Consider the following 13,471-nt stretch of genomic DNA (forward strand, 5'->3'; position numbering starts at 1 on the left):
GCGCTTTTGCGTCCGGCGAGTGTGTACATTGATCAGTGTTTCCCTTGTGTCACCCAATGCGCGCCGGCCGGGTCCCGGCATGACTCGGGCCCGGAAGACCGGGCCCGAGTCAAACGGTCACCGCGCACCGGACACCTGCGATGGCGCCCGGCCCCGGTGTTACTGGGTCGGCAGCGGCGCCGGCCGCTCCCCGCCCGGCGCGTTGAAGAACTGGAAGAACTCGGAGTTCGGCTCCAGGATAAAGGTGCTCTTCTCGCCGCTCATGCTGTTGCGGTAGGCGATCAGGCTTCGATAGAAGCGGAAGAACTCCTCGTCCTCGCCGAACGAGCGGCCCAGCGTCTCGGTGGCACGCGCATCACCGGCACCCCGGATCTCCTCGGAGTCGCGATAGGCGTTGGCGAGGATGACCGTGCGGTCACGGTCGGCGCGCGAGCGGATGCGCTCGGCCTCCTCCTGGCCACGGGCACGGAAGTCCTGCGCCACGCGCTCACGCTCGGCACGCATACGTTCGTACACCGACTCGGAGACCTCGTCGGGCAGATCCATCCGGCGTACGCGCACGTCGACCAGGTCAATCCCCAGCTCCAGCGCCGTCTCCAGCGCGGTCTGCCGTACCGCCCCCATGATCGCCAGGCGCTCGCCGGCGACGACTTCCTGCAACTCGAAGCGTGCGAACTCGTTACGCATGCCGTCGCGCAGGATCTGGGCCAGACGCTCCTCGGCCAGCCGCTCGTCACCGCGGGTAGCGCGGTAGAACTGACCAATATCATCGATACGCCACTTGGCGTAGAAGTCGACGATGATGTTCTTCGCCTCGGAGGTCAGGAACCGATCCGGCGGGATGTTCAGCGTCATGATCCGGGCATCGAACTTCTCGACGTTCTGGATCAGCGGAAACTTGAAATGCAGACCAGGCTCGGGATCGACCTGACGGATCTCCCCCAGGGCAAACTTGATCACGCGCTCGCGCTCATCGACGGTGTAGGTCGACAGCGCCACCACGATCCCGATGACAACAACGGCGATACCGGCTATGCGTAGCATTAGCGCACCTCCCGCGAGCGCTGGGCCGCCGGATCACGGCTACCCAGTCGATTGACACCTGACCCAGGAGTGGCACCGAGGCCACCGCGGCTGGTATCGATGGGTTGCGGGGTCGGCGTATCACCCGAGTTGGATCGGGTACCGGTACCACGGAACAGCTGATCCAGCGGCAGCATCATCAGGTTGTTGCTGCTGCCCACGTCGAGCATGACCTTGCGCGAATCCTCGAGCACGGCCTCGACGGCCTCCAGATACAGACGGTCGCGGGTCACTTCCGGGTACTGCTGGTATTCCACCAGCAACTGATCGAAGCGCGCAGCATCACCGTCGGCCTGCGCAATGACCTGATCACGATAGGCCTCGGCCTCCTCGATGATACGCGCCGCCTGACCACGGGCCCGCGGGATCACGCCGTTGGCGTAGGCCTCGGCCTCGTTGCGGAAGCGAACCTCGTCCTCGCGGGCGCGGATCGCGTCGGCAAAGGCCTCCTGGACCGGCTCGGGCGGCTGGGCCTGCTGCATGGACACGGCGGTAACCGTAACCCCGGCCCCGTAGGAATCCAGATTCTCCTGCATCACCACACGCGCCGACGAGGCAATCTCCCCACGCCCTTCGCCGAGGATGAAGTCCAGGTTGGAACGCCCGACACGTTCGCGGATCGCGGATTCCATTACGTGATTCACAGTGGAGTCCGGGTTGCGCACGTTGAAGAGGAAATCGACCAGATCGAGGATGCGGTACTGCACCGCGATATCGATATCGATGATGTTCTCGTCTCCGGTCAGCATCAACGCGCGGTGCTCGATGGTTCGCACGTTATCGACGTTGACGATCTCGACCCGCTCGATCGGATAGGGCAGATGCCAGCCGGGACCCGGGTTCTTCACTTCCTGGAAGGCGCCAAAGCGCAGCACAACACCGCGCTCGCCCTCGGAGATGATATGGAAGCCGGAGGCCAGCCAGACGACCAGAGCGATGATCAGCCCGAGACTGACCAGGGCCTGGGTACCACGGCCCATGCCACCACCGGAGGAACCCCCGGAGCCACTGTCGCCACCACCGCCGAAGATTCCATTCAGCTGGCGCGACAGCTTGCGCATCATTTCTTCCAGATCGGGAGGCTGGTTGCCCCCGCCGCCACCGCTACCACCACCGCGCTGGCCACCGCCGCCCCCACTCCAGGGGTCGCGGTTACTATTTCCCGGTTCGTTCCAGGGCATGGACTGGACTCCGTCACTCGCTCAGGGCTGGCACCATCCGTTCACCCGACACGGATGGGCATAAGGGGCCATATTCTAGGGAGCCGGTCCCACCCGGGCAACCACGACCGGAGGGAAAAGCGGGTTACTCACCACCCTCGAGGACCACAAAGGCCTGGGCATACTCGCGCTCGTCGCTAATACTGAGGTGAATGGCGCTCACCCCAAGGCGTTCGGCGGTCGCCCGTGCGCGGCCTTCCAGCACGAATTCGGGGCGCCCGCGGGCATCATGGGTCACCCCGGCTTCGGCCAGCCCCATGTCGGCCCCGACCCCACATCCCAGCGCCTTGGCGAGGGCCTCCTTGGCCGCAAAGCGCCGGGCGAGAAATCCCGCCGGATGCTCCGACGGCAGGTCGGCGTGCTCGACCGGATGCAGGATACGCTCGGCCAGCCGCCGGCCATGGCGCTCCCACATGCCCTGCATGCGCGCCACCTGGACGAGGTCGGTGCCGATCCCGAGGATCATGCGGCGATCACACCGGGTACTGGCCGACTGGCAGGCCAGCGCGGGCGGCATCCATCAAACCGCGCATGTGGCTGACTGCCTCCGGCAACCCCGTAAACAACGCCCGGGCCACGATGGAGTGGCCGATATTCAGCTCGTGAAAGACCGGATTCGCGGCAATCGGACGTACATTGTCGTAGTCGAGCCCATGACCGGCGTTGATCACCAGCCCCATGGCCTGACCGGCAGTGGCGGCCTGGTTGATCCCGGCCAGCAAACGTTCGCGCTCGGCTGCATCACGGGCATTGGCATAGGCGCCCGTATGCAGCTCCACCACCGGAGCGCCAATCTTGACCGCCGCCTCCATCTGGCGAACATCCGGCTCCACGAACAGCGAGACCTCGATCCCGGCCGCGGTCAGCGGGGCCACGAAATCACGCAGCCGCTCCAGCTGCCCGGCCGCATCCAGCCCGCCCTCGGTGGTCAGTTCCTCGCGCTTTTCCGGCACGATGCAGCAAGCCTCGGGGAGCAGCTTCAAGGCGATCGCCTGCATGCCCTCGGTGGCGGCCATCTCGAGGTTCATCGGCACCGTAAGCCGCGGCTTGATCCCGAAGACATCGTCATCCTGGATATGGCGGCGATCCTCGCGCAGGTGCAGGGTGATCGAATCCGCGCCGCTGGCCTCGGCCAGGCGTACCGCCTGCATCAGGTCAGGATACGGCGTGTGGCGGGCCTGGCGAATCGTGGCGATGTGGTCGAGGTTGACCCCCAGCTTGAGCGGTGCGGGATGCGACATGGTACGTGTGGCCTTGTATGGGCTTGAATGCGTGTCAGGGCCGGGGCTACAGCAGCGCTCGCGTGCGCAGCACGCGGCCGGCCAGGTGATGGTCAATCAGGGCGCGCATGAAGTCACGCGCCGGACGGGCATGATTATCGGGGACCGGCTGCCCCGAAGCGAGCGCCCACAGGGCCTCCCCGGCGATGGCACCCGCGCGCCCCGGTGCCGTGGGCTCCAGGCCCATCTCGGGCTCGTACCGATACCAGGCCGCCGGATCAAGCTCGGCGGCATCGACATGCTCGAGCCCGGAATCGATCGGCAGCAGCAGCGCCCACTCGGCGCGGCGCAACACCACGTCCGCGCGCTCCCGGGCCGCCAGCCGCGCGTAGGCCGTCAGCAGGGCCGGCAACGCCTCGGGGATCGGCGCGTCACGCGGATAGAGACGCAACACCAGCTCATTCAGATACAAACCGCAGACCAACGCCCGCCCGGTCAACGGAAAGACCCGCTGCTGCTCCGCCACCTGCAGCGTGGGAAGCTCGCCACGGCCGCGCCAGGCCAGATCCAGTAGCACAAAGGGCTGTACCGACCCCGCCTTGCCACGCACCACCGCCGCCACACGCCCGGCCTCGCCCGTCAGCAGTTCCAGCACGCGGCTGTTCTCGCGCAGTGCCCGCGCATGCAGCACTACACCCTGGGTGACGGCCGTCGCCGCGCCACTCATGCGCGCCGCGGCGCCTTCACCGGGGTTCTTCGATGCCCAGCTCGCGCAGGGCGCGGGGATTCCGGGTCCAGTCCGCCTCGACACGTACCGTCAGGCGCAGCATGACCTTCCGCCCCAGCAGCTCTTCCAGCTGCAGACGCGCCGCCTGCCCGATCCGCTTCAGGCGCTGTCCACCCTTGCCGATCACGATCCCCTTCTGGCTGTCGCGCTCGACCATGATGACGGCATCGATATGCGTCGTCCGCGGCTCGTCGGACCACTGCTCCACGCGCACCGCCACCGAGTACGGGACCTCCTGCCCCAGGCTCTCCAGCAGGGACTCGCGGATCATCTCCTCGGCGCGGAAGCGCTCCGGGCGATCGGACAGCTGCTCGGGGTCGTAGAGGAAGGGCCCCGCGGGCAGGTGGCCGCGGATCTCGTCGATCAGGCCCGCGACGTTGGAGCCCGTCTTCGCCGACAGCGGGACAACACCTGCATACGGCATCGCCTCCATGCGCGCCGCGATAAACGGCAGCAGTTCTTCTTTTTCCCGCGCCCGATCGACCTTGTTGATCACCAGCAGCGCCGGCCGCTCGGACTGGCGAATCAGCTGCTCGATGCGCTCGTCGCCCTCGCCAAAGCGTCCCGCCTCGACCAGGAAACACACCAGATCCGCGTCGGCCAGGGCCTGACTGGCCGTGCGGTTCAGCACCCGGTTCACCAGACGCGTGCGCTCGGTATCGATCCCCGGGGTGTCCATCAGCACGATCTGGTCGTTCCCCTCGGTCACGATGCCGAGGATGCGATTGCGCGTGGTGTGGGGACGCCGCGTCGTGGCTGCGAGCTTCTCGCCCACCAGGCGGTTCATCAGCGTAGTCTTGCCAACATTCGGGCGGCCGACCAGCGCGACCATACCGCACCGCGTTCCGGACTCGGAAGTGCTATCCATGCCGTTCACTGCTCCTGTGCCTGCTGCTGCAACCGCTGCAGCGCGGCCTCGGCCGCGGCCTGCTCCGCGCGGCGCCGAGAGGAGCCCTCGCCCTGCTGCCCCCAGCCCTGAGTAGGCAGGTGTACGAAGACGGTGAAGCGGCGCTGGTGATCGGGGCCAACCACCTCCAGCACTTCGTAAACGGGCAGTTCCGCATTGCGACCCTGCAATTGTTCCTGCAAACGGGTCTTCGGGTCCTTCAGGGATTCGGCGGAGGGCAGATTCCCTAGGCGCTCGGCATAAAGTGCCAGGGTGAAGTCGCGCGCAGCCTGCATGCCGGCCTCGCGGTAGGTCACGCCAATCAGGGCCTCGACCGCGTCGGCGAGGATGGAATCGCGCCGCTGGCCGCCGCTCTTGCGTTCGCCCTGGCCGAGATTGAGCGTGCCTTCCAGTCCCGACTCTCGCGCCAGGGCCGCCAGCGATTCGCGGTTGACCAGCGCCGCGCGCAGGCGCGTGAGATCCCCTTCTGGCGCGTCCGGCAGCTGCTCGTACAGGGCATCGGCGATGACCAGACCCAGGACCGCATCGCCCAGAAACTCCAGGCGCTCGTTGTTGCGCCCGCCGGCACTGCGATGGGTCAGGGCCTGGCGGACGCCATCGCCCTCGCGCACCGCCTCCGGCAGCAGATCGCGAAAATCGCGACTCGCACTCGATCGTTGAAGGTTACGGTCCGACAATCCCACAGCGTTTCCCTAGGGCGCTAGGGTTTCGCTACGCGAGAAACGCGCGACCACGTCGACGTTCCCCAGGAACTCGCGGCGGACTTCGTATTCCAGATGCATCTGCCGGCGATCGCCCTCCTCGGTCACCGAGAAGTCGTCCTCCTCGATCCCGTCGTACACCGAGTTGATCTGGAAGCGGCGGTTCATCTCGCGCCACAGCTCGCGCTCGCTTTTCTCGGCCGCACCGGGCTGGGTCGCCACGTCCTGCATGATCGAGCGCACCGTCAGGTACTGGGTGTACTGCGTACCCATCTTGATCACGAAGGTCCCGACCAGCAGCGCCAGCAGGATCAATGCCATCACCGTCAGGGCACCCGCCCCGCGCATGGAATGTCTGGAATGCCGCATCGCCCTACCCCCTGGTTGCCTGCGCCCGCGAAACAGGCCTAGCGAATCGCCTGGCCAATCCGGGAAAAGTCCCTGTGCCCTTCATTGTAATCCCAATGCAGCCAGATAAAGAGGGCACGCCCCACCAGCAGATCCTCGGAGACGAACCCCCAGGTCCGGCTGTCGTTCGAGTTGTCGCGATTGTCGCCGACCATGAAATAGTGGCCGTCGGGGACCGTCACCGAGCCATCCAGGCTCGGGCGTTCCTCGCGCATCAGCGTCGTGTAGGTGCGCCCGTCGAGGGTCTCCTCGTACAGTGAGGCACCGGACATCATCTCCCCGGACCCCTCGCCCTCGAAGGTACCCACGCGCTCGGCCGACTGTGCCTCGCCGTTGACGTACAGCACGCGATCGCGGAACTCGATGGTATCCCCCGGCAGCCCAATCACTCGCTTGATGTAGTCCTCTTGCGGGTTGCGCGGATACTTGAACACCACGACCTCGCCACGCTCGGGCTCGCCCATATCGAAGACCTTGGTACGCGTAACCGGCAGGCGAATCCCGTAGGAAAACTTGTTCACCATGATGAAGTCGCCCACCAGCAGGGTCGGCATCATGGAGCCCGACGGGATGCGGAACGGCTCGGCCACGAACGAGCGCAGCACCAGCACAATCAGCAGCACCGGGAAGAACGAACGCGAATAGTCCACGAACCACGGCATGCGCGCCTGACGCTCGGGGCTCAGCCGCCGCCGCAGGAGCACCCAGCCCAGCCAGATCAGGCCCGTTGCGGCCGTGGCCAGTACCAGGATCAGTTCCAGATTCGCCATGTATTGTCCTCGATCACCGCCTTGCGGCGTGCCCGCTCCGACCCGGGCGCGTTATTTGTCGTCGCCGACCGACAGCACCGCCAGGAAGGCCTCCTGCGGCACATCTACCTTGCCAATCGACTTCATGCGTTTCTTGCCGGCCTTCTGCTTCTCCAGCAGCTTGCGCTTGCGCGAGACGTCGCCGCCGTAGCACTTGGCCAGCACATTCTTGCGCATCGCCTTGACCGTGGATCGCGCGATAATCTTCGAGCCGATCGCCGCCTGGATCGCCACCTCGTACATCTGCCGCGGGATGATCTTGGCCATGCGCTCGGTCAGCTCGCGACCGCGCGACTCCGCATGGTCACGATGCACGATCCCGGACAAGGCATCCACCCGCTCGCCGTTGATCAGGATATCCACGCGCACCAGCGGCGCCGCCTGGAAGCGCCGCGGCTGGTAGTCGAACGAGGCGTAGCCACGGGTTGCGGACTTCAGCCGGTCGAAGAAGTCCAGCATCACCTCGGACATCGGCAGCTCGTAGGACAACTGCACCTGACGCCCCAGGTATTGCATCTTGGTCTGCACCCCGCGCTTCTCGATGCACAGGGTGATCACCGCGCCGACGTAGTCCTGCGGCACGAGGATGTTCGCCTCGATAATCGGCTCGCGGATCTCGGCAATCTCGTTGCTCGGCGGCAGCCCGGATGGGTTGTGCACCATCACCACCTCGCCGTCGCTCTTTTCCACCTCGTAGACCACCGTGGGCGCGGTGGTAATCAGGTCAAGGTCGTACTCGCGCTCCAGGCGCTCCTGCACGATTTCCATGTGCAGCATGCCGAGGAAGCCGCAGCGAAAACCAAACCCCAGCGCCTGCGAGGTCTCCGGCTCGAAGGACAATGCGGCATCGTTCAGGCGCAGCTTGTCCAGCGCCTCGCGCAGGTCGTTGAAGTCATCCGCGCTGACCGGGAACAGGCCGGCGAACACCCGCGGCTGGACCTCCTGGAAGCCCGGCACCGGCTCGGAGGCCGGGTTGTTGAAGTCGGTGAAGGTGTCGCCCACCTTGGCCCCGGAGATGTCCTTGATGGTCGCGATCAGGTAGCCAACCTCGCCGACCTCAAGGGTCTCGCGGTCCACCGGCTTGGGCGTGAACACCCCGACCCGACTGACCTCGTGGGCACGCCCAACCGACATCGCCTTGATCTTCTGCCCCGCGTAGAAGCGCCCGGCCTTCACCCGCACCAGCGCGACTACGCCCAGGTAGTTGTCGTACCAGGAGTCGATCACCAGCGCCTTGGGCGCGGCCTCGGCGTCCCCCTCCGGCGGCGGGATGCGGCGCACGATCTCCTCCAGCAGCTCGGCGATGCCCTCGCCGGTCTTGGCGGAGACCCGCACGGCGTCGGTGGCCTCGATGCCGATCACGTCCTCGATCTCGGCCGCCACGCGGTCGGGTTCGGCCGCCGGCAGGTCGATCTTGTTCAGCACCGGGACGACCTCGAGCCCCTGGTCGATCGCGGTGTAGCAGTTGGCCACACTCTGCGCCTCCACACCCTGGGAGGCATCGACCACCAGCAGTGCGCCCTCGCAGGCATACAGCGAACGCGACACCTCGTAGGAAAAATCCACATGCCCCGGGGTATCGATGAAATTCAGCTGGTAACGCTGGCCGTCCTGGGCGTCGTAGAACAGCGAGACGCTCTGTGCCTTGATGGTGATCCCGCGCTCGCGCTCCAGGTCCATCGAGTCCAGCACCTGCTCGGACATCTCGCGCTCGGTCAGGCCATGGCAGCCCTGGATCAGGCGGTCGGCCAGCGTGGACTTGCCGTGGTCGATATGCGCGATGATGGAAAAATTGCGGGTCAGGCGAGTTTCGGTCATGCAGGGGCCAGTAGGTCCAGCAGTGCCTTTCGGTCGAGGAAATGGCAGCAAAGAATGTCGCCGTCGACCGCAAGCACCGGGACCTTCGCGTTGAAACGCACGCGCAGGTCCCGGTCCTCGTCGATGTCGACGATCTCGAGGGCGAAAGTATAACGACTTTTGAGGGCCGAAAGCTCCGCGAGCATCTGCTCGCAAAGCCCGCAGCCTTCGCGGTGATACAGCGTCAGAGTCCGCATCATGATCGCTGCCGCCGCCCGGGCGCACAACGCCCGGGCCAGGGCACGACCATCATTCGGACGGGATGCGCAGGGCGATAAAGGTCGGGTTGCCGTCGCGCTGAATCAGGACCGGGACCGTGCGCCCGGTGCCGGCCGCCTCGATCTGCTCTTCCAGCTCTTCCAGCGAATCCACCGAGTGGCGACCGAACTGCACAATCACGTCGCCTGGCCGAATGCCGGAGGAACGGGCCGGATTACCCGTCACCTCCGTAACCACCAGCCCGCCGTCGAGGCCCAGCTCGTCGGCCTGGGCGGCATCCAGCGGCTCCAGGTGCATCCCGAGCAGGCTTTGCGGCTCGGCACGCTCTTCCTGCTCCGGCTGGCGACCGCCGCGCTCCGCCGCGATATCGTCCGGCAGGCGTTCGATCTCGACCGTCAGGGTCCTGGTCTCCTCGCCGCGGCGGATCTCCACTTCGGCCGCGGTACCGACCGGCGTGCGGCCCACGATCGGCGGCAGCGCGGAGGAGTTCGGGACCTCGATCCCATTGAACTTGAGGATCACATCTCCCGTCTCGAAGCCGGCCTTCTCCGCCGGGCTGTCCGACTGCACGCGGGCGACCAGGGCGCCGCTGGGCTTGTCCATGCCGAACGACTCGGCCAGATCGCGCGTGACCTCCTGGATCAGCACACCCAGCCAGCCGCGCGTGACCTCGCCGTGCTCGCGCAGCTGCTTGACCACGTCCTCGACCATCTCGATCGGGACCGCGAACGACAGCCCCATGAAGCCACCGGTACGGCTGTAGATCTGGGCATTAATCCCCACGACCTTGCCGTCCAGGTTCAGCAGCGGCCCACCGGAGTTCCCCGGATTAATCGCGACATCGGTCTGGATGAACGGGACATAATTCTCGGTCGGGAGGTTGCGCCCCTTGGCGCTGACGATCCCGGCCGTCACGGAGTGGTCGAAGCCAAACGGCGAGCCGATCGCCAGCACCCACTCGCCGACCTTCAGGTCGTCCGAGGAACCCAGCTCCAGCGTCGGCAGGTCATCGGCATCGATCTTCAGCAGGGCCACGTCGCTTTGCGGGTCCTTGCCGACCACCTCGGCGTCGAACACGCGCCGGTCGGAGAGATGCACGACGACCTCGGAGGCCCCCTCCACAACGTGATTCGCCGTGATGATGTAGCCATCCTCGGTGTAGATGAAGCCGGACCCCAGCGAGCTGCGCTCCGGCATCCGGCCTTCGCCGCCCTCGCCTCGTCCGCCACCTGGGGGGGCGCCAAAGAAGCGTTCGAACAGGTCCTCGAACGGGGAGCCCTCGAAATCGGGGTGTCCGCCCGTCTGGCCACCCTCACGCTCACGCGTGGTGGAGATATTGACCACCGCGGGGCTGTGCTCCTCCGCCAGCGGGACAAAATCCGGCAGCATGCGCGCCGAAGCCGGCAGGGAGAAGGCAAACAGGATCAGCCCCAGCAGGGCCCATTGCATCGGTCGCGTCATGATTGAACCCGCTCTTGCTCGTGCGTTCATGCTCTAGAAAATTCGTACCGGGACAAGTTCCCGGCGATTGCCTGCATTATTCGATCGGACGCGGACGGCCCTGCGCCCGGACCACACCGGCGTCGGGCTCGCGGCGCAGGAATACCGGCGCCAGATCCGGTGCGCGGTGGCGCATCCAGTACCGAACCCCGCCGAGCCCCAGCACGAAACCCGCCGCACCGGCCAGCATCAGCCAGCCCTCGCCCAGCAGCGGCCAGGCCAGCATCAGCAGCCCCGGCACGGCGACCAGGCCCAGCAGTGGCAGCAGATACATCGCCAGGGCCCCCGAGACCAGGGCCTGGTCGCGAATCCCGATGATCACACGATCGCCGGCGCGGAGCTGACCCGGGTGGCCGATGGTCACCTCCACGGCCTTTCGCCCCAGCACCTCGGACAGCACACCGCTACCGCAGCCGGTGCGGGCCGAACAGCTTCCGCAGGTGGACTGGCGCTCGATGCGCACGCGCGCGCTGTGCGCCTCGGCCGCGAGCACGACACCTTGTTCCTCGATCCAGTGCCCCACCGGCCTTACTCGCCCGCGGCGCCTTGGTAATAGACCGCGTCCAGCACCTGCTGGACCGTAATATGGGGGACATCGCCGACCGCCGTGACCTGATGTCCGGCCATCACCCGTGCAGCGGCATGCGTGGCGCCGGCACGGGTTGTACCCTCGAAACTCTTCTCGCCATCCGCCGGCTCTACATAGACCGACACCGAGGCCAGACCATCACTCAGCACGAAGTGGCGCGAGACCTCGTCCCCGTTACCCAGCGAGCGCTCCGTGGCGGCGACTGCCTGAAAGCCAGGGGGGAGTTCACCAAACTTCCAGCCACCCAGGCCATTGTCGTCGTCCCACTGGGGCTTCTTGTGGCCGCGATCGGCGCGCACCTCGATGTGCTCGGCCTGATCGGTCGTCGGCTCGAGTTCGCTCTCGGCGATCTCGTCACTCAACTCCAGATCGGTGAAGGCAAGCCGTTCCAGCAGCTTGCCCTTGGGATCGTACAGCTCGCTCAGGAGCGGCAGGGCGCTGTCCATATGGAGACAGTAGCGATGGCTGTAGCGCAGGGCATCCCGCGCGCGCGCCATAATCAGGGTGCATGGATAACCGGCCACGCGGTCCAGGCCCTGGATCTTCAGCGCATAGAGGTCATGTGTTTCCAACAGGGAGACCGGCGCGCCGGCAGGGCCCAACGGTGACTGCGCCCCGTCTCCCGAGGCACCGCGCGCGCCCTTGATTGCACTCAGGCGATCCACCGAGCGCAGGATCTCGCGTTCGGCGCCAGTCAGGGTCTCGAGGCGTTCTCGGTAACCGCCATCATCGGCGACATGTACCACACGGATGGTATCGATGCGGTCATCGCGCTGCAGCACGAAGGTGCCTTGATAGCTCTCCGCATGCAGGCTTGTCGTCATGCGCTCAAGCCATTCCGACGGCGAGACCTCGTCCGCCAGTACCTGCGCCGGAAGGCAGAGCGCGGTTGCGGCCAGAACGAGCGGCAGCCCACGCCACATGACGTATTACTCGTCGCTGACCGAGTAGCGTACGCGTCCCAAGGCCGAAGAGCCCGGGCCGGTCAGTTCGGCATGATTTTCGAGGTAGCGGGCAAACCGCGGATCCAGGGACTCGCCAACTTCCGCCTGTGCGGGATCTTCGGCACCGGCGCGGGAGCTGGCCGTCTGCACGTCGCCCGTAGCCGCCGGGGTACCGCTTTCCACGGCCACCGGGGTCGCATCCTGACCGGGTTGATCCCCCAGCATCTGCATACCCACCAGCGTGACCATCGCCACGGCCGCGGCCACTCCGGTGCCGGCGACGGGCTTCAGCCAGCGCGGCGATTCGCGCCGGGGCACACCCTGCAGGGCGGGTTCGTCCGCCAGGGCCGTGCGGATGTCATCCATGAAATGTGCGGGGGCCGTGTTGCGCAGCCCGCCGCGGAGACTGTCACCGATCAGGTGATAGCGTTCCCACTGATTGCGATCCTCTTCGGACTTGACCAGCTCGTCGATCAGGCGCCGCGTCTCGAAGTCATCCGTTTCTCCGTCTACGAGGGCGGATAGACGTTCATTCTTGGTGACTTGTTCTTTCATGGTGCTTCTCGTCATTCTTCGTCTAACAAAGGACGCAAGGTCCGGTCGATGGCCTCGCGGGCCCTGAAGATGCGCGACCGTACGGTACCGATCGGACATCCCATCGTCTGCGCGATTTCTTCGTAACTCAGTCCCTCGATTTCGCGCAGCGTAATCGCCATGCGAAGGTCGTCGGGCAGTTTCTCGATGGTGCGCTGCACCGCGCCTTCTATCTCCTCGGACAAGAGCTCCCCCTCCGGGGTTGCATTGTCCTTGAGAGCGGAGTCACCGCTCATCTGTTCCGCGTCCTGTGCGTCGACTTCGGCCTCCGGCCGCCGCCGTCCCTGGGAAACCAGGTAGTTCTTGGCCGTATTGATCGCGATGCGGTAGAGCCAGGTGTAGAACGCACTCTCGCCGCGAAAGTTCGCCAGTCCCCGGTACGCCTTGATAAAGGCCTCCTGGGACACATCCTGGGCGGCAGCCTGATCATGCACGTAGCGCCCGACCAGGTTGATAATCTTGTGCTGATACTTCAGCACCAGGATGTCGAAAGCCGCCTTGTCGCCGGTTTGTACGCGTTTGACCAGAGCCTCGTCGGAAGCCTTCTCGCTCATGCGGGGGCTCCCGCCAGGGCACCGGTCTCCGGTAATCTATGAAGCATGGACCGCCTGACTCGCATTAAGTTCGCTTTCC

16 protein-coding genes are annotated in these 13,471 nt (G+C 65.9%); all 16 read right to left on the reverse strand.

Features of this window, described 5'->3' with window-relative positions; translation table 11 throughout:
- Nucleotides 1-159: 159 nt before the first annotated feature.
- On the reverse strand, nt 160-1,044 hold the full coding sequence (gene hflC, locus F791_RS0108270; RefSeq protein ID WP_018138092.1) for a protease modulator HflC: 885 nt from the start codon (nt 1,042-1,044) through the stop codon (nt 160-162).
- Complete coding sequence (gene hflK / locus F791_RS0108275) at nt 1,044-2,264, reverse strand: FtsH protease activity modulator HflK (protein WP_038038384.1); 1,221 nt, start codon at nt 2,262-2,264, stop codon at nt 1,044-1,046. Before hflK ends, hflC begins: the two co-directional genes overlap by 1 nt.
- A gap of 124 nt (nt 2,265-2,388) precedes the next feature.
- Complete coding sequence (gene acpS / locus F791_RS0108280; RefSeq protein WP_026182192.1) at nt 2,389-2,769, reverse strand: holo-ACP synthase; 381 nt, start codon at nt 2,767-2,769, stop codon at nt 2,389-2,391.
- A gap of 7 nt (nt 2,770-2,776) precedes the next feature.
- Nucleotides 2,777-3,544, reverse strand: coding sequence for a pyridoxine 5'-phosphate synthase (locus tag F791_RS0108285; protein WP_018138089.1), 768 nt, complete (start codon nt 3,542-3,544; stop codon nt 2,777-2,779).
- Between the two features lie 46 nt (nt 3,545-3,590).
- A complete protein-coding gene (locus F791_RS0108290; RefSeq protein WP_018138088.1) occupies nt 3,591-4,250 on the reverse strand; it encodes a DNA repair protein RecO in 660 nt (219 codons plus the stop codon).
- Between the two features lie 16 nt (nt 4,251-4,266).
- Complete coding sequence (gene era, locus F791_RS0108295) at nt 4,267-5,142, reverse strand: GTPase Era (RefSeq protein ID WP_018138087.1); 876 nt, start codon at nt 5,140-5,142, stop codon at nt 4,267-4,269.
- Between the two features lie 41 nt (nt 5,143-5,183).
- Nucleotides 5,184-5,894, reverse strand: a complete 711-nt coding sequence (gene rnc, locus F791_RS0108300) for a ribonuclease III (RefSeq protein ID WP_018994078.1) — start codon at nt 5,892-5,894, stop codon at nt 5,184-5,186.
- A gap of 15 nt (nt 5,895-5,909) precedes the next feature.
- On the reverse strand, nt 5,910-6,266 hold the full coding sequence (locus tag F791_RS0108305) for a DUF4845 domain-containing protein (protein WP_017925696.1): 357 nt from the start codon (nt 6,264-6,266) through the stop codon (nt 5,910-5,912).
- 59 nt (nt 6,267-6,325) lie between these two features.
- A complete protein-coding gene (gene lepB, locus F791_RS0108310; RefSeq protein WP_018138085.1) occupies nt 6,326-7,096 on the reverse strand; it encodes a signal peptidase I in 771 nt (256 codons plus the stop codon).
- A 51-nt stretch (nt 7,097-7,147) separates the two neighbouring features.
- Nucleotides 7,148-8,953, reverse strand: coding sequence for a translation elongation factor 4 (gene lepA / locus F791_RS0108315; protein ID WP_019592446.1), 1,806 nt, complete (start codon nt 8,951-8,953; stop codon nt 7,148-7,150).
- Nucleotides 8,950-9,189: a glutaredoxin family protein gene (locus tag F791_RS0108320; RefSeq protein WP_026182191.1), complete on the reverse strand. Its 240-nt coding sequence runs from the start codon at nt 9,187-9,189 to the stop codon at nt 8,950-8,952. The genes lepA and F791_RS0108320 overlap by 4 nt, the downstream gene beginning before the upstream one ends.
- A 52-nt stretch (nt 9,190-9,241) precedes the next feature.
- Nucleotides 9,242-10,660, reverse strand: coding sequence for a DegQ family serine endoprotease (locus tag F791_RS0108325; RefSeq protein ID WP_019592447.1), 1,419 nt, complete (start codon nt 10,658-10,660; stop codon nt 9,242-9,244).
- An 88-nt stretch (nt 10,661-10,748) separates the two neighbouring features.
- A complete protein-coding gene (locus F791_RS0108330) occupies nt 10,749-11,234 on the reverse strand; it encodes a SoxR reducing system RseC family protein (RefSeq protein WP_018138081.1) in 486 nt (161 codons plus the stop codon).
- Between the two features lie 5 nt (nt 11,235-11,239).
- Nucleotides 11,240-12,223: a MucB/RseB C-terminal domain-containing protein gene (locus F791_RS0108335; RefSeq protein WP_018175441.1), complete on the reverse strand. Its 984-nt coding sequence runs from the start codon at nt 12,221-12,223 to the stop codon at nt 11,240-11,242.
- A 6-nt stretch (nt 12,224-12,229) separates the two neighbouring features.
- Nucleotides 12,230-12,799: a sigma-E factor negative regulatory protein gene (locus tag F791_RS0108340; RefSeq protein ID WP_018175440.1), complete on the reverse strand. Its 570-nt coding sequence runs from the start codon at nt 12,797-12,799 to the stop codon at nt 12,230-12,232.
- A gap of 11 nt (nt 12,800-12,810) precedes the next feature.
- On the reverse strand, nt 12,811-13,392 hold the full coding sequence (gene rpoE, locus F791_RS0108345; RefSeq protein WP_018138078.1) for an RNA polymerase sigma factor RpoE: 582 nt from the start codon (nt 13,390-13,392) through the stop codon (nt 12,811-12,813).
- Nucleotides 13,393-13,471 lie beyond the last annotated feature (79 nt).

Source organism: Thioalkalivibrio sp. ALRh, from assembly GCF_000381425.1.
Taxonomy (GTDB): Bacteria; Pseudomonadota; Gammaproteobacteria; order Ectothiorhodospirales; family Ectothiorhodospiraceae; genus Thioalkalivibrio.